The sequence below is a fragment of the Stenotrophomonas sp. 1337 genome, from assembly GCF_031455455.1.
Classification (GTDB): Bacteria; Pseudomonadota; Gammaproteobacteria; order Xanthomonadales; family Xanthomonadaceae; genus Stenotrophomonas; species Stenotrophomonas indicatrix.
This window is the reverse complement of sequence record NZ_JAVDSR010000001.1, coordinates 1-15,626: the sequence shown is the minus strand read 5'-3', so window position 1 is coordinate 15,626 and position 15,626 is coordinate 1. Positions and strand designations below refer to the sequence as shown.

17 protein-coding genes are annotated in these 15,626 nt (G+C 66.6%); 8 read left to right on the top strand and 9 right to left on the bottom strand.

All coding sequences use genetic code 11. From position 1 onward, the window contains the following. The first annotated feature begins 171 nt into the window (after window positions 1–171). Window positions 172–600 carry a hypothetical protein gene (locus J2X70_RS00085; protein WP_309908283.1) on the top strand — a complete coding sequence of 143 codons (429 nt, stop codon included), beginning with the start codon at window positions 172–174 and terminating at the stop codon, window positions 598–600. 116 nt (window positions 601–716) lie between these two features. Here the strand turns inward: J2X70_RS00085 and J2X70_RS00080 are convergent, their stop codons facing one another. Then, window positions 717–971: an accessory factor UbiK family protein gene (locus J2X70_RS00080; protein ID WP_080149656.1), complete on the bottom strand. Its 255-nt coding sequence runs from the start codon at window positions 969–971 to the stop codon at window positions 717–719. A 158-nt stretch (window positions 972–1,129) separates the two neighbouring features. On the opposite strand from J2X70_RS00080, the gene J2X70_RS00075 reads away from it, so the two are divergent. Beyond that, window positions 1,130–1,468 carry a P-II family nitrogen regulator gene (locus J2X70_RS00075; RefSeq protein WP_025874559.1) on the top strand — a complete coding sequence of 113 codons (339 nt, stop codon included), beginning with the start codon at window positions 1,130–1,132 and terminating at the stop codon, window positions 1,466–1,468. 88 nt (window positions 1,469–1,556) lie between these two features. On the opposite strand, the gene J2X70_RS00070 is transcribed toward J2X70_RS00075, so the two are convergent. Further along, on the bottom strand, window positions 1,557–2,216 hold the full coding sequence (locus J2X70_RS00070) for an RIO1 family regulatory kinase/ATPase (protein ID WP_032951715.1): 660 nt from the start codon (window positions 2,214–2,216) through the stop codon (window positions 1,557–1,559). A gap of 441 nt (window positions 2,217–2,657) precedes the next feature. Here J2X70_RS00070 and J2X70_RS00065 point away from each other — a divergent pair, with 441 nt between their 5' ends. Further along, the gene (locus J2X70_RS00065; RefSeq protein WP_049465655.1) at window positions 2,658–3,563 is read left to right on the top strand and encodes an aspartyl/asparaginyl beta-hydroxylase domain-containing protein; all 906 of its coding nucleotides are present in this window, start codon (window positions 2,658–2,660) and stop codon (window positions 3,561–3,563) included. Between the two features lie 144 nt (window positions 3,564–3,707). On the opposite strand, the gene speE is transcribed toward J2X70_RS00065, so the two are convergent. Beyond that, window positions 3,708–4,559 carry a polyamine aminopropyltransferase gene (speE, locus tag J2X70_RS00060; protein WP_025874562.1) on the bottom strand — a complete coding sequence of 284 codons (852 nt, stop codon included), beginning with the start codon at window positions 4,557–4,559 and terminating at the stop codon, window positions 3,708–3,710. A 179-nt stretch (window positions 4,560–4,738) separates the two neighbouring features. On the opposite strand from speE, the gene speA reads away from it, so the two are divergent. Next, a complete protein-coding gene (gene speA / locus J2X70_RS00055) occupies window positions 4,739–6,628 on the top strand; it encodes an arginine decarboxylase (RefSeq protein WP_080149658.1) in 1,890 nt (629 codons plus the stop codon). Window positions 6,629–6,671: 43 nt separating this feature from the next. Next, window positions 6,672–6,992 carry a DUF6122 family protein gene (locus J2X70_RS00050; protein ID WP_033832425.1) on the top strand — a complete coding sequence of 107 codons (321 nt, stop codon included), beginning with the start codon at window positions 6,672–6,674 and terminating at the stop codon, window positions 6,990–6,992. 118 nt (window positions 6,993–7,110) lie between these two features. On the opposite strand, the gene J2X70_RS00045 is transcribed toward J2X70_RS00050, so the two are convergent. From J2X70_RS00045 to J2X70_RS00035, 3 genes are read right to left on the bottom strand one after another with little or no spacing between them, the layout of a single operon-like run. Beyond that, entirely contained in the window at window positions 7,111–8,430 is a 1,320-nt protein-coding gene (locus J2X70_RS00045; RefSeq protein WP_100437016.1) for a sensor histidine kinase, read from the bottom strand. Next, window positions 8,427–9,086 carry a response regulator transcription factor gene (locus J2X70_RS00040; protein WP_025874566.1) on the bottom strand — a complete coding sequence of 220 codons (660 nt, stop codon included), beginning with the start codon at window positions 9,084–9,086 and terminating at the stop codon, window positions 8,427–8,429. The genes J2X70_RS00045 and J2X70_RS00040 overlap by 4 nt, the downstream gene beginning before the upstream one ends. Next, window positions 9,086–9,376 (bottom strand): PepSY domain-containing protein, encoded by a 291-nt coding sequence (locus tag J2X70_RS00035; RefSeq protein ID WP_049465658.1) that lies wholly within the window; start codon window positions 9,374–9,376, stop codon window positions 9,086–9,088. The genes J2X70_RS00040 and J2X70_RS00035 overlap by 1 nt, the downstream gene beginning before the upstream one ends. Before the next feature lie 155 nt (window positions 9,377–9,531). Between J2X70_RS00035 and J2X70_RS00030 the strand changes: the two genes are divergently transcribed. Continuing rightward, window positions 9,532–9,966, top strand: coding sequence for a PepSY domain-containing protein (locus J2X70_RS00030; RefSeq protein WP_025874568.1), 435 nt, complete (start codon window positions 9,532–9,534; stop codon window positions 9,964–9,966). Window positions 9,967–10,117: 151 nt separating this feature from the next. Here the strand turns inward: J2X70_RS00030 and J2X70_RS00025 are convergent, their stop codons facing one another. The 3 genes from J2X70_RS00025 to J2X70_RS00015 form a co-directional block, all read right to left on the bottom strand. Further along, the gene (locus J2X70_RS00025; protein WP_025874569.1) at window positions 10,118–10,609 is read right to left on the bottom strand and encodes a hypothetical protein; all 492 of its coding nucleotides are present in this window, start codon (window positions 10,607–10,609) and stop codon (window positions 10,118–10,120) included. A 125-nt stretch (window positions 10,610–10,734) separates the two neighbouring features. Beyond that, window positions 10,735–11,943: an FAD-dependent oxidoreductase gene (locus J2X70_RS00020; protein ID WP_025874570.1), complete on the bottom strand. Its 1,209-nt coding sequence runs from the start codon at window positions 11,941–11,943 to the stop codon at window positions 10,735–10,737. A gap of 12 nt (window positions 11,944–11,955) precedes the next feature. Beyond that, a complete protein-coding gene (locus J2X70_RS00015) occupies window positions 11,956–12,450 on the bottom strand; it encodes a lipocalin family protein (RefSeq protein WP_025874571.1) in 495 nt (164 codons plus the stop codon). A gap of 182 nt (window positions 12,451–12,632) precedes the next feature. Here J2X70_RS00015 and J2X70_RS00010 point away from each other — a divergent pair, with 182 nt between their 5' ends. Continuing rightward, window positions 12,633–12,881, top strand: coding sequence for a hypothetical protein (locus J2X70_RS00010; RefSeq protein ID WP_025874572.1), 249 nt, complete (start codon window positions 12,633–12,635; stop codon window positions 12,879–12,881). A 90-nt stretch (window positions 12,882–12,971) separates the two neighbouring features. Then, window positions 12,972–15,398, top strand: a complete 2,427-nt coding sequence (locus J2X70_RS00005) for a DUF3772 domain-containing protein (RefSeq protein ID WP_051501681.1) — start codon at window positions 12,972–12,974, stop codon at window positions 15,396–15,398. Window positions 15,399–15,626 lie beyond the last annotated feature (228 nt).

Sequence of the window (15,626 nt, the reverse complement as noted above, 5' to 3'; positions counted from 1 at the left end):
TGGTTTCGCGCCGGCTGCGTGCAAGCGCTATGCTCCGGGCCGGGGTGCAGCAGAACGCCGCTGTAAGGGCGTGTCGTGTACACGCTGTTTCGGGCCTCAGCCCAAGAGCGTTGAGGGTTCCGTCAAGTGCTGGGAAGCACGTCAGCAAAGGACCGCGAAGGACAAATGACCATGAAGCCAGCGTGTGCCGCGTTCGTGCTGACCCTGATGCTGCCTGCATGCGCGCATCGTGTCGCGACCACGGTGGAGGTAGAGCCCCGCGACGAATTACTGTGCGCCATCGCGGGCAACCCCAGCCAACACGATGGGGAAGAGCTTGTGTTGTCCGCAACGTACATAACGGATAACCGGCACTTCGAGATGTTGCGCAATTCCCATTGCGGCGAGGGTGGGCACATCCTGGTGATCGGCAGGCATGGGTCGTCCGATTCGGTCAAGCGGTTCTACGCGGAACAGAAGCGCATCTGCTTGAAGCGCGATGCTCCAGCGGTGTGCAACACCACGGCCGTCGTGGAGGTATCTGGGCGGGTACGGCTGCAGCCGGAGGGTCTCGTTGTCTTTGACATTGAGGAGGTCCGGTCGTTCCGGTTCAATGAGTAAGCCGATGGCCCGGGCAGATGCTACGTGTTGACCATGCTGGAGTGAGCTCGCTGGGCATGACACGGCAAGGCCTGCAATCGCGGGCCTTGTTGTTCACCGCCGCAGGGGCGGTCCACTCAGCCGGCGTCGCTGCGGCCCTGTTCCAGCTCGCGCACCGCCGTTTCCAGCGCATCCAGCTTCTCGCGGGTCTTCAGCAGCACTGCGCGCTGCACTTCAAACTCTTCGCGGGTCACCAGGTCCAGCTTGGCCAGGCCGGCCTGCAGTGCGCTCTTGAAGGTGGCCTGCAGCTCCTCGCGCGATTCGCGCAGGCCCGGCGGCACCAGGTCGCTGAGGCGACGGGCGAGGTCATCGATTTGGTTCAGGTCGATCATGGGGTGCTCCGTGGGGTGGTGGGCCTGCGCATCCGGCGCGGCCACGGCTGTTCGGCGCTAAGGATACTGCCGGCCCCGGCCTGCCGGACAGGCGCTGCGGGTTTCGCACCGGCCGCGTTCAGGCGCTATCCTCCACGCCGGAATACAGGAGATAGACGATGAAGATGGTCATGGCGGTGATCAAGCCGTTCAAGCTCGACGACGTGCGCGAAGCGCTGGCCGAGCGCGGGGTTACCGGGATCACGGTGACGGAAGTGAAGGGCTTCGGTCGCCAGAAGGGCCATACCGAGCTGTACCGTGGCGCCGAGTACGTGGTCGACTTCCTGCCGAAGGTGAAGCTGGAAGTGGCGGTGACCGACGATCAGGTGGACGTGGTGGTGGAAGCCATCGTGAAGGCGGCCGGCACCGGCAAGATCGGCGATGGCAAGGTGTTCGTGTACGACCTGGGCAGCGTGGTGCGTATTCGTACCGGTGAATTGGACGCGGACGCGTTGTAAGCCGCCGAGAGGGACGGGACCGGCGAGGTTTTGCGTCGCCGGAACGAAGAGCGGTCGAGCAAGCTCGACCCCCACCAGAGCGAAGCGCCTACCGACGCTTGGCCCACTTGTAGAACCGCTTCCAGCCTTGGCGCACAGCCGCCACCCAACCGGGGTCGGCCACCATGGCCGCCTGCGCAGGGCTCGGCGCCTGCCCGGTCACGCGCTGGCGCATCTTCAGCAGGTTCTTCATGTCGCTGCGGCTCAGCTGCCGGCTCAGCGGGTTGCGGCGCAGCCAGCGCGGTACGCGCCAGGCCGAGGTGAAATCCAGCAGTACCGGCACGCCGGCGCTGACCACCACGTTGGTGCCATGCAGGTCGTTGTGGGTGATGCCGGCGGCATGCAGGCGGCTCAGCGCGTGCTGCAGCTGTTCGAACACTTCATTGCCCACGGCCTGCGCGGTGCTCAACGTCTGGCCGGGGATGAATTCCATGCCCAGTGCGAGGCCACCGAGGGTGCCGAGCAGGGCCGGGGCGTGCTTCCAGCCGCCCAGCCGCTCCAGCATGCGTGCCTCGCGGCGCACCATCAGCCGGGCGATCGGCGACACCGGGGTGCCACGGTAGCGGGAGTAGTCCTTCACCACCGCCGGACGGCCGTCCAGGCAGGTGCGGTAGACATCGGGGGCGAGGAAGCGCTCGCCGCGCTTGAGCAGCAGCGGCGCCACGGCGTCATCGCCGCAGGACGGGGAGGGAGTGATGGAAGGGATCATGTGGGGTCTCGGGCGACCCGGTGGGCGGCGCTGAAGCGTCAAGCGAACCGGTACGACGGGGGGAACTGGCTAAACTTTCGTTAAGTCAATTTTAGTACCGGCAAGTTCGCTATTCCACGATTTGTCGGAGAAATGTCGGCGTCGTGGCTGGAACAGTTCGTCGCGCTTTTTCGGACAATTCTGTCTCACTTTTCGAAAAGCAATTTGATTTCAATAGCTTGCAGATGCGTCCGGCAGCGCTCGCGGCGCGGCGCTGCGGCCCACGCACGCTTGGCTTGACCCCGGCGCACGGCCTGCCGACCATAAGCTGTTACACGCGACATCGACGGCCGCACCCACCCGGCACGTCCCCGTCTCCTGCCGCGTTCCCCCACTGATGCCGGCCCTGCGGCCGCATCGCCCTGTTTCCCTGTCCGGCGCGTGCTGGAGGAAAGTGCTTTGATCATCAAAATCGTACTTGCGGCGCTGTTCGTGTCCTGCGTGCTGTACATCCACTTCCGTGGCAAGGTCCGTGCGCGCTGGTCGCGCCAGCTGCTGGACCACTCCAGCTTCATGGCCCCGATCAACGTGGTCATGTACATGTTCTCCAAGGTGCCGACCACGCCGTTCCTGGACCCGGGCAAGGAATTCCCGCAGCTGGAGCCGTTGCGGCAGAACTGGCAGATGATCCGCGACGAGGCACTGGCGCTGCGCGATGCGCAGGCGATCGCTGCCTCCAGCACGTTCAACGATGCCGGCTTCAATTCGTTCTTCCGCCGCGGCTGGAAGCGCTTCTACCTGAAGTGGTACGGCCCCTCGCACCCGTCGGCCAAGGCGATGTGCCCCAAGACCACCGCGCTGCTGGAATCGCTGCCGGACGTGCGCGCGGCGATGTTCGCGCAGCTGCCCTCGGGCAGCGAGCTGCGCCCGCACCGCGACCCGTTCGCCGGTTCGCTGCGCCTGCACCTGGGCCTGGCCACGCCCAACAACGATGCCTGCTACATCGAAGTGGACGGCATCAAGAAGAGCTGGCGTGACGGTGAGTGGATGATGTTCGACGAAACCTACATCCACCATGCGCACAACGAGACGCCCGATGACCGGGTGATCCTGTTCTGCGATATCGCCCGCCCGCTGCGCTTCGGCCTGCCGGGCCTGTTCAACCGCCTGGTGGCGTCCACGCTGCTGGCCGGTGGCGCCTCGCCGAACCTGCCGGGCGACCCGACCGGTGGCGTCAACAAGGCCTTCGGCAGCGTCTACAAGGTGCGGCTGAAGGCCAAGGCGCTGCGCGAGCGCAGCGTGGTGGCCTATCAGGTGATCAAGTGGGGCCTGGTGGTGGCGGTGATCGCCGGTATCTGGGCGCTGTAAGCGGACGGCCGCCGGGCATGGCCCGGCGCTACCGGAAAACGAAAAAACCCGCGCTGTCGCCAGCGCGGGTTTTTGCTTTGGTAGGTGCCAACCTTGGTTGGCACATCCCAACCCCGGTGGGTGCCGACCGTTGGTCGGCACGCCTTACTTCAACGCCGCCTTCACGAACGGCGGGGTCACCAGCACGCCGGTGTGCAGCGCGGCGGTGTAGTACAGGGTGTCGAAGGTCTTGGCGGCCGAATCGGCCTGGCGGAAGTCGAAGCTGCTGTCGCCCTTGCGCGCCAGGGTCACGCTCCACCAGCCGGTGGGGTAGCACGGCTGCGGGAACGGCAGGGTCTTGAACGAGCCGAAGCCGGCCTTGCCCATCTCGGTGCGCATTTCGTTGATCAGCTCCAGCTGCATCAGCGGCGACTCGGACTGCTGCACCAGGATGCCGTCGTCCTTCAGGGCCTTGAAGCAGCTCTCGTAGAACGCCTTGTTGAACAGGCCTTCACCCGGGCCAACCGGATCGGTCGAATCGACGATCACCACGTCCACGCTGCCGGCCGGGCAGTTGGCCATGTAGGCCACGCCGTCGTCGAACATCAGCTCGGCGCGCGGGTCGTCGTTGGAATCGCACAGTTCCGGGAAGTGCTTGCGCGCCATCACCGTCACCTGCTCGTCGATGTCGCACTGGGTCACGCTCTCCACGCCCTTGTGCTTGAGCACTTCGCGCAGGGTGCCGCAGTCGCCGCCGCCGATGATCACCACGCGCTTGGGCGCGGCGTGGGTGAACAGCACCGGGTGGCTGATCATCTCGTGGTAGAAGAAGTTGTCCTTGCTGGTCAGCATGATGGCCCCATCGATGGTCATCAGGTTGCCCCAGTCGGTGGTCTGGAAGATCTCGATCTTCTGGAACGGCGACTGCACTTCGTCCAGCTTGCCGGTGATGCGGTAGCCGATGGCCGAGCCGGTGCGCTCGAAGTGTTCGATGTACCAGTTGCTGTTGTCAGTCATGGGAAAGCATTCCTGTTCGGAGGGGATGGAGCCGGGCTGAAGGCGGGGTGCCACGCATCCGGACGGATCGGCCCGTTCAGGTTCAGACCTGCCACGGGCGCGGGCGCGCATGATAACGAACCTGTGGGCATATAGGCGTTATCATGCCCCCCCTTTTATTTGCCACAAGGCCGACTGCAATGACCGATTGGTCCCTCGACCAAGCCCGCAAGACCTACTCGATCCCGCACTGGGCGGATGGCTATTTCGACGTGGATCAGGCCGGGCACATGGTGGTGAGACCGACCGGGGCGGATGGCCCGGTGGTGTCGCTGCCCAAGGTGGTCGATGCCGCGCGCGCGGCCGGTGCCAAGCTGCCGCTGCTGGTGCGCTTCCCGGACATCCTCGGCCAGCGCCTGGGCAAGCTGCAGGCGGCGTTCGCCCAGGCCCAGCAGGATTGGGACTACCCGGGCGGCTACACGGCCGTGTATCCGATCAAGGTGAACCAGCACCGCGGCGTGGCCGGAACCTTGGCCAGCCACCACGGTGAAGGCTTCGGCCTGGAAGCGGGCAGCAAGCCGGAACTGATGGCCGTGCTGGCGCTGTCGCGCCCGGGTGGCCTGATCGTCTGCAACGGCTACAAGGACCGCGAGTACATCCGCCTGGCCCTGATCGGCCGCAAGCTGGGCCTGCAGACCTTCATCGTCATCGAGAAGCCGTCCGAGCTGAAGCTGGTGCTGGAAGAGTCCAAGGCGCTGGACGTGAAGCCGGGCCTGGGCGTGCGCATGCGCCTGGCCTCGCTGGGCGCCGGCAAGTGGCAGAACAGTGGTGGCGACAAGGCCAAGTTCGGGCTGTCGCCGCGCCAGCTGCTGGACCTGTGGAAGTCGCTGCGCGATACCGAATACGCCGACTGCCTGAGCCTGCTGCACTTCCACATGGGCTCGCAGATCTCCAACGTGCGCGACATCGCCAACGGCATGCGCGAAGCCACCCGCTACTTCGTCGAGCTGTCACAGCTGGGTGCGAAGATCACCCACGTCGACGTGGGCGGTGGCCTGGGCGTGGACTACGAAGGCACCCGTTCGCGCAGCTTCTGCTCGATCAACTACGGCCTCAATTCGTACGCCAGCAACATCGTGCAGCCGCTGGCCAATGCCTGCGAAGAACACGGCCTGACCCCGCCGCGCATCGTCACCGAGTGTGGCCGCGCGATGACCGCGCACCACGCGGTGCTGATCGCCAACGTGTCTGAAGTGGAACAGGCGCAGGAAGGCCGCGTGCCGGACCAGCACGATGACGAGCCGGCTTCGATCCGCCACCTGCGCGAGATCCACGAAGAACTGGACGTGCGCCCGGCGGTGGAGCTGTTCCAGGAAGCACAGCACTTCCACGCCGAAGGCCTGTCCAGCTATGCGCTGGGCCAGATCGACCTGCCGCAGCGTGCACGCATCGACGATCTGTTCTATGCCATCGCCCATGGCGTGCGTGCGCGCCTGAGCTACGACGAGAAGAGCCATCGCCCGGCGCTGGATGAACTGAACGAGCGCCTGGTCGACAAGTACTTCGTCAACTTCAGCGTGTTCGAGTCGATTCCCGATGCGTGGGCGATCGACCAGGTGTTCCCGATCGTGCCGATCGAGCGCTTGAACGAGATGCCGGATCGCCGCGGGATCATCGCCGACATGACCTGCGATTCCGATGGCATGGTCAAGACCTACGTCGAGAACGAAAGCCTGGACAGCTCGCTGCCGCTGCACGCGATCAAGCACGGCGAGAGCTACCGCATCGGTTTCTTCATGGTCGGTGCCTACCAGGAAATCCTCGGCGACATCCACAACCTGTTCGGCGATACCGACGCGGTGGAAGTGCTGGCCGATGCCGATGGCTATGCCATCACCCAGCAGCGTCGCGGCGATACCACCGACGTGATGCTGGACTACGTGGGCTACAAGCTGGATGACCTGCGTGCGGCCTACGCCGAACGCGTGGCATCGGCGGACCTGTCGCCGGAGCGCGCCCAGGAACTGTCCGAAGCGCTGGAAGCGGGCCTGACCGGTTACACCTACCTGTCCGACGAACCGTTGATCTGAGGGTGACGGGAAAGCCGGGCATGGCCCGGCGCTACCGGTGCTGATGAGCGCCCGCGCGATCTTTCATCTGTTCCTGCATGCCGCCGTGCCAGCCCTGCTGGCATGGCTGTTCTGGCGCAAGCGTTTCGCCTCGGCGTGGCTGTTGCTGCTGCTGGGCTGGATCATCGATCTGGACCACCTGCTGGCCGATCCGATCTACGCCCCGAACCGCTGCAGCATCGGCTTCCACCCGCTGCATACCGCACCGGCGATTGCCGTGTATGCCGGGCTGTGCGTGCCGAAGAAAACGCGGCTGGTGGGCATCGGTTTGATGATCCACATCGTGCTCGATGCCATCGACTGCTGGTGGATGCATCACCGTTGAGGCTTGGTAGATGCCGACCTTGGTCGGCGCTCTTGATGCGTGTCGACCACGGTCGACACCTGCCGGCGCGCGCATGATCCGGTAGCGCCGGGCCATGCCCGGCGAGCGCAGCGGCGCGTCACCCCATCGGCAACCACAACGTGGCGCGCAATCCCGGTTGTGCATTCTCCAGCGCCAGCCGTCCACCATAACTGGCGGCGATATCACCCACGATGGCCAGGCCCAGGCCACTGCTGTTTTCGCGCTCATCCAGCCGTACGCCACGTTGGGTCACCTGCGCCAGCGCCTCGGCTGCCAGCCCCGGACCGTCGTCGCGCACATCAATGCGCAACTGTTCGTCGTCCACGCGCGCAGTGACCGTCACCTCCCGCTGTGCCCACTTGCCGGCGTTGTCGAGCAGGTTGCCGAGCATCTCTTCCAGGTCGGCGCTGGCACCGGCGAACTGCAGGTCGTCGGCAATGCCTTCGGCCTGGAACTGCAGCGCACGGTCGCCATGCACGCGCGCCATCAGCCCGCACAGCGCCTGTGCAACCGTGGCCACCGGCGTGCGTTCGCGATGGTCGGCGGTCAGCCCGGCGGCAAGGTAGCGATCGACGCTGGCCTGCATGCGTGCGCCCTGTTCGCGCAGCGTCGCCCGCCACGCGCGGCCCTCGCCATCGGCTTCGGCGGCGAGCACGCTCAGCGGTGTTTTCAGCGCATGCGCCAGATCCTGTGCGCTGGTGCGGGCGCGGCCCACCATCCGTTGCTGGTGGTCGAGCAGGGTATTGAGCTCCTCACCGAGCGGTGCGATTTCAGCGCCCAATCCGGCCGTATCGATGCGCTGTGCATCGCCGCGGCGCACGCGTTCCAGCTGCGCACCGAGACGCTGCAGGGGCCGCAGACCGAAATGTACCTGGCTGGCCAGTACCGCCAGCCACGCCGCCACCAGCACGGCCAACGCCATTGCGCTGCGCTGGCGGAACGCGGCGACGTCCGCATCCAGTGCACTGCGGTCGGTGGCGACCACGGCGACATAGGGTTGGTTGGCGCGGGGCAGGCGCACCGGCTGCACGCGCGCGCGCAGCGATTGCTGCAGCGGGCCCGGAAGATTGCGTTCGGCCGTGCCAGTGGCGGCCACTGGCAGCGTTTCGTCCCATAACGAACGTGACTGCAGCAGCACCTTGCCGCTGCCATCGGCGATCTGCCAGTACGCGCCGGAGAACACGCGCTGGAAGCGCGCATCGTTGGGTTCCTGGCGCAGCTGCAGCTGGCCATCGGCATCGATCTCGGCCTGCGCCAGCAGGGTCAGCATGTCCTGCTGCAGTTCGTTGTCCAGGCGGTCGCGCGCGCTGCGCTTGAACAGTTCGCCCAGCAGCGCACTGGCCAGTGCCGAGACCAGCAGCAGGCCGATGCCACCGGCCAACAGCAGCCGGCGTCGCAATGACGGCTGCCGGCTCACGGCGCGGCCAACCGCCAGCCCTGGCCGCGTACGGTCTGGATCAGGTCGGTGCCGAGCTTGCGGCGCACCCGCCCCAGCAGTACGTCCAGCGCATTCGAATCGGGGTCGTGACCGCCATCGAACACATGTTCGCCCAGGCGGTCGCGGCCGATCACCTGGCCGCTGTGGTGGATGAAGTAGCTCAGCAGGCGGAATTCCTGCGGGCTCAGCGCCAACGCCTGGCCATCCAGGTCGAAGCGCCCGGCATTGACGTCCAGCTGCAGCGGACCGCACTGCAACCGTGGACTGGCATGGCCGTGGCTGCGGCGGATCAGCGCGCGCAGGCGCAACACCAGTTCGTCGGCCTGGAAGGGTTTGGTCAGGTAGTCGTCGGCACCGGCGTCGAAGCCGGCCAGCTTGTCGTGCCAGCGGCCGCGTGCCGTCAGCACCAGCACCGGAAAGTCGCGGCCGTTGCCGCGCCAGCGTTCGATCACGCTCAGGCCGTCCAGCCCGGGCAGGCCCAGATCGACGATGGCGGCCTGCAGGTCTTCCACCTGGCCGATCTCCTCGGCCTGGCGACCATCGGCCACCACCTCGACCACGTAACCGGCCTGCTCCAGCAGCGGCTGCAGGCGCTCGGCCAATGCGGCATCGTCTTCGGCCAACAGGATGCGCATCAGTCGTCCAGCTCCGTCTTCAACAGCCTGCCGTTGCGCGCATCATAGTCCAGCTCCACCACCACGCCGTCGGCGCGCAGGATCTCCACTTCGTACACGCCATCGTCCAGTTCCACTTCCAGCAGCTGGCCGGGGTGGCGCTTGAGCGCATCGCGCACCACGCCTTCCAGCGGCACGTAGCGGCCTTGCTGCACGGCGCGGCGCGCGACCTGCTGCGCCGGGTCCTGGGCAGGGCCGGTGGCGGTCGGGGCGCTGGCCAGGGCCAGCAGCAGGGACAGGGAGGGCAGGATCGGCACGTGAGTGGCTGGGAGCATGGGAACAAGTGACAGGCGCGAGTGTGCCGCGGCCGACTAACGGTTGGCTAACAGCGCCGGCTAGGCCGCTGTTAACCACGCCGTGCATCGTGGCGTTGCCGGGATGGTCCGGCACCGAACAGGAGAACCCCATGTTGAAGTCGCTCACCCTCGCTACCGTTGTCGCCCTGGCCGTGGCCCCCGCCGTACAGGCGGCACCGCTGGGCATGGCCCAGGTCGAACAGACCCTGCGCAAGGCCGGCTACACCCAGATCCATGAGATCGAGCGGGATGATGGCCTGTGGGAAGCCGATGTCAGCCGTGCCGACGGTCGTTTCAGCGAGGTGTATGTGGACCCGAAGACCGGCGAGATCTTCGACGAGCACGATGGGCGTGCGCAGCTGAGCACCGAGCAGGTGCTGGCCAAGGCGCAGTCGCAGGGCCTGCGCGAGATCCATTCGCTGGAACGCGATGGTGCGACGTGGTCGCTGGAAGCGCGCAATGCCCGCAACCAGAAGGTGGAAGTGCGCCTGAGCGGTCATGACGGCCGCATCCTGCACAGCGAGCGCGATGGCTGGCTGGATTGACGCCTGCTTCGGGATGGGGCGTGTCGCTGGTAGCGCCGGGCCATGCCCGGCGAGCGCAGCGGACGCATCAGGCCGCCGGGCATGGCCCGGCGCTACCTTCCGCTGTTACCAGTAGAGGCCGACCTTGGTCGGCCCAGGCCCGACGCGGGGCTTACCAGCCGTAAGGCGGCGGGTAATCCCAATAGCCCGGGCCACCACCGTAATACCCACCACCACCGTACGGCCCGAAGAAGCCCGGGCCCTTGCCTTCGCTCACGTGGATGTTGACGTTGACCCCACGGGTCTTGCCTTCATCGTTGGTGTAGTTCTTGCTGAGATTCAGCGTGGCGGCGTTGTAGTGGGTGTTGCCGTAATTCTTGGCATAGCCGATGCCGGTGGTGAAGCTGCCGGAGACCTTGACCTTGTCGTCCTGCACGTCGGCGATCCTGCCGTCGCCGTGCACGCGCGGGCCGGTCTTGTCGCCGTAGAACGTGCCGGGCGGATCCTGCTGCAGCGTCGGATCGTTGAGATAGCGCATCGGCGTCTGCGGCACGGACAGGTCCAGGCCGGACGCCTGCGGCGCGGTGGCGCCGGCGGCGGACTGCGCCAACGCGGTCCCGGGCAGGGCGGCCAGGCACAGCAGCAGGGTCAGGGGGCGGATCATGACGGCACTCCAGCGCAGAGGGGCCGCGCAGCACGCGGCGGTACAGGCCGACGCTAGCAGGCGTTGCTTGAATGATGCCTGTCGGCGCCCGTTTGCGGTAGAGCCAGGCCATGCCTGGCTTCACGCTACAACCGCCCGAACCCGAACAGGTCCTGCAGCGGGTGCCGGCGCCGCTCGATCCGCGCCCGCAGCAGCCCGGCGCCGATCATCGAATAGGTGATGCCGTTGCCACCATAGGCCATGGCGAACTGTACCCGTGGCCCCCATTGCGCATGCGGCCCGAAGAACGGCAGGCCGTCAGCGGTCTCGGCAAAGGTGCCCGCCCATGAAAACGCCGGGGTCGGCTGCAGGTGCGGGAACCATTGCAGCAGCTGCTTCATCAGTTTGCGGGCCTTGCTGTCCACCCGGCCATCGCGGCGGGCGGGAATATCGATGGCATCGTCCAGCCCGCCCACCAACAGCCTGCGGTCGCCAGTGGCACGCAGGTACAGGTAGGGGCGCGCGCTCTCCCAGACCATCGTGCGCTGCAGCCAGCCCAGTTCATCGGCGTTGATCGGGTCGGTGATGAACGCATAGCTGCTGCGGTTGCGGGCCACGCGTGGGTCCAGCCACTGCTGGTTGGCATAGCCCATCGCCAGCACCACGTGGCGGGCGCGGATCTGCATGCCGGATTCGGTGCGGGCGGTTACGCCGCGCGCGGTGGGGGTGAGGGCATGCAGCACGGTGCGGTCATGCACAGTGCCGCCGCGCCGCTGCAACCGCCGCAGCAGCCCGTAAGTGAAGCAGTAGGGATCAACCCGTGCGGCCTGGCGGGTCAGCAGGGCGCCTCCGGCATCGACGCTGAAACGTTCCTGCAGCGCATCCCGGTCCAGCCAGCGCGCATCCAGGCCGATACCACGGCGCGCCTCGCCTTCGGCCATCAGCCGCGGTACGTCACGGCGACGGCTGGCCAGGTACAGGCTGTCCATCTGCTTGAAGTCGACGTCCTTCAGGCCGCGCGCGACCTCGCCCAATGCAGGGATCGCGTCCGCACAGGCCTGGTAGGCCAGTGCCGCAGCGTCCTGGCCATACTGCGAGGCCAGCTCCAGCAGGTGGGTATCGATCTCGTACTGCAGCAGCGCGGTACTGGCTGCGGTGCTGCCCCAGCCGATGTCACGCTGCTCGATCAGCGCAACGTCGTGGCCATGGGCCGACAGCTCATCGGCGATCAGCGCGCCGGTGATGCCACCACCGACCACCAGCACATCGCTCTGCAGATCCTGTTCCAGCGGCGGAAAGGCCTGGATCAGGCCGTTGCGCACCGCCCACCACGGGTAGCCACTCTTCAGGTCCATGCGGGTTCGTGCTCAGGCGGTGGGGTGGCCGGTATGCGGGGTCAGGATCAGTTCGGACAGATCGAAGCCCTGCAGGCGCGCGCTGGCCAGATAATGTTCCTGCACGGTGGCATCGAGCCGGGGCTCACGTGCCAGCAGCCACAGGTACTTGCGATCCGGGCTGCCGACCAGGGCAACGCTGTAGTCCGGCGCCACCTGTATCACCCAGTAGTCACCCTTGGCGAAGGGCAGCCAGCGCAGGCCCTTGGGCAGGAAGCTGACTTCCAGCCGCGCGCTGTCGTTGTCGATCGCGCAGGCCTCTCCGGTGGCTTCCTCGATCTCGCCGTCCATGCGGCAGCGGTTGGTGACGCCCACGTTGCCGTTGTCGAGCAGCTGGTAATGGGCCGACACATCGGTGCAGCCCTCCGGCTCGTGGCGCATCGGCAGGCGGGCGATCTCGTACCAGGTGCCCAGGTAGCGGGGCAGCTTGAGGTCGGTGACGGTCTTCAGGGGAGGCAGGTCGGTCATTGTCAGGCGTGGCAGGAGAGGACCTCCACGATGCCGAGGACACTGCCACGGGCGGGTGAAGCCGGGGCGAGGGCCATGTCCAGAACATTCCGTCGCCCGGGCGGAGCGCGTGCCGTCATCGGCGCAGCGGTATGCTTCCGCCAGCGCCGCGTTTTTCCGATCCAACCGAAGTGGAGGTGCCGATGTACCAGGTGATCCTGTTGAAGAGTGAAACCCAGTTCGCCCGCGAGCAGTGGCCGCAGGTGGACGATCTGGTGGACTACGAAGGCGTGGCCTACAGCCTGCGCGCCGGGCCGCGCCAGCCGTTGCCGACCGACCACGCCTGGCACCCGATCGCGGTGTATGCGCCGGATGAGATCACCGAGGAAGAATTCCAGGACTGGTACGCGCTGCAGCAGCCGCAGGTGGAAGAGCTGCGCCTGAAGTACTGAGCCGCAACCAGCGGCCAGCGCCTGCGCATCCGCCGTTTACAGTACCTGCCGTATAGTCGCGCGCAGGCGCGGTGGTCCGCGCAAAACGGTGTGGCTGGCTTGTCTTCCTTCTTCCGAACGATCCTGGTGCGTGGCCCCTGGTTGGCCCTGCTGTTGTGCTGCACGCTGCTGCTGGCTGTGCCGGCGCTGGCCCAGGATGACGACCCCACGCCCAAGCAGCAGCTGGCGCAGATCGACAGCACGCTGAAAGATGTTGAGCGCAAGCGTGTTGATGCCGAGGCCACCGAAACGCTGGGCACGCTTTCGGAAAATGCATCACAGGCCAAGCGTGATGCCGAGGCGCTGGAAAAGACCCTGCAGCCGCAGCTGGACCAGCTCAACGAGCAGCTGACGCAGCTGGGCGAGGCGCCCAAGGACACCACTGAACCGCCGGAGCTGGCGGCGCAGCGGCGCACGCTGACGCGCCAGCGCGATGCCCTGGCGGCATCGATTGCCCAGGCCAAGTCCAGTGCCGTCCGTGCGCAGCAGTTGAGCGCGGACATCGACAAGCAGCGCAACGCGCAGCGCACCGAGGAACTGGGGCGCAAGGTCGCCTCGCCACTGTCGCCAACGCTGTGGCGACAGGTGGCCGACCAGTTGCCAAACGACATCGCCCGCGTCACTCCTTTGGCCCAGCAGGGCCGTGCCGCGCTGACCACGGCCATTGCCACCCATGGCTGGGGCACGTTGCTGCTGGGGCTGGCGGCGGCACTGGTGATGATGTTCCCGTTGCGCCTGTGGCTGCGCGCGCTGGGGCGCCGGTTCGCTGCGTCCGAGCGTGCCCCCGACGGCCGCCTGCGCCGCTCCGGTCTGGCCATGTGGCTGCTGCTGGTGGGCACCCTGCTGCCCGGCTACGCCGTGGTGGTGCTGGTGGCTGCACTGGATGCCATCGGCGCGATTCCGCCGCGCCTGCAGAGCGTGGCCGAAGGCGTACAGGCGGCGACGTTTGCTGCGGCCTTCATTTCCGCGCTCAGCGCCTGCCTGCTGGTGCCCAAGCGGCCTTCGTGGCGGCTGCTGAACCTGGATGACACCGCCGCGCTGAAACTACGCAAGTACGCCTGGGGTGCCGCAGCACTGGCCTGGCTGAGCACGGTGCTGGTGGCCATCGATCGCGCCACCCGCACCAGCGACGTCACTACGGTGGCGCTGGACGGCGTGATCGCGCTGACCTATCTGGGCCTGATCATGGCCATGCTGGTGACCCTGGCGCGCCTGCATCGGCGCCAGACCGCCGAGGCTGAGGCGAAGCTGGAAGCGCAGGCCGACGGCCAGGGTGCGGCCGTTCCGGTGCGGCGCAGCAGCTGGCTGGTGCTGGCACGTGTGGCCGGCAACATCGCCGTGGTGGCCGCGATCATCGCCACCCTGATGGGCTATGTGAACTTCGCCAAGTTCGTCAACCAGCAGCTGATCGGCGGCAGCATCGTGGTGCTGGCGGCGACGCTGCTGTTCAAGTTCGTCGATGATTTCTCCACCTGGCTGCTCAACGCCGACAGCAAGGTCGGCCAGACCATCCTGCTCAGCACCGGTCTGAGCGTGTCGCGGCTGGAGCAGGCCGGTGTGCTGCTGTCCGCCGTGCTGCGCACGTTCGTGGTGCTGATCGCGCTGCTGGCACTGGCGGCGCCGTTCGGCAACATCGGCTCGGTGGTCGAGCGCGTCGCTTCGCTGGCCAACGGCATTTCCATCGGCGACATCACGCTCAAGCCTGCGCGTATCGCCATCGCCCTGCTGGTGATGCTGGTCGGGTTGGGGCTGACGCAGCTGCTGCAGCGCTGGTTGACCGACACCTACCTGCCCAAGACCGAACTGGACCTGGGCGCGCGCAATTCAATCAGCACGATCACCCGCTACGTGGGCATCATCCTGGTGGCGCTGTGGGCGCTGACCGCCATGGGCCTGAACCTGAAGAACCTGGCGTTGCTGGTCAGTGCGCTCTCGGTAGGTATCGGCTTCGGCCTGCAGGCGATCATCCAGAACTTCGTCTCCGGCCTGATCCTGCTGACCGAGCGGCCGGTGAAGATCGGTGACTGGGTGAAGCTGGGCGATCAGGAAGGCGACATCCGCCGCATCAACGTGCGCTCCACCGAGATCCAGGTGAGCGACAAGTCCACCTTGATCGTGCCCAATTCCGAGTTGATCACCAAGACCATCCGCAACATGACGATGGGCAACAACCAGGGCCGCATCCAGATCCAGTTCGCGGTGCCGGCCAGCACCGATGTCGCGGGCCTGCGGCAGGCGCTGCTGGATGCCTACGGTGCCCACAACACGGTGCTGCAGCAGCCGGCGCCGTCTGTGTACATCGACAGCATCGCTGGCGGCCAGATCACCATCAACAGCTTCGCCTACGTGGCCAGCCCGCGGCAGGTGTATGGCACGCGCAGCGATCTGTATTTCAGCCTGCTGCAGATCCTGGCCGAGCGGAACATCCCGCTGTCCACGCCGACCGACATCCATATCACCCGCGATCCGCCGCAGTAAGCGGGTGGGTCGGCAGGGCTGCGCCCTGCACCCGCCGAAGCGGTAGTGCCGGCCGCTGGCCGGCAACCTCAGGAGCAACAGCAACAGCAACAGCAACGGCAACAGCGAAAGCAAAAGCAAAAGCGGGTTTCCTGTGGGATGGCGGGGTGGGTCCGGTTGCGGGGGACGCCGTAAACCCGTCCTTGGGGGCTTGGCCGCGGCATCCATGCCGCGGACACCCCCGCAACC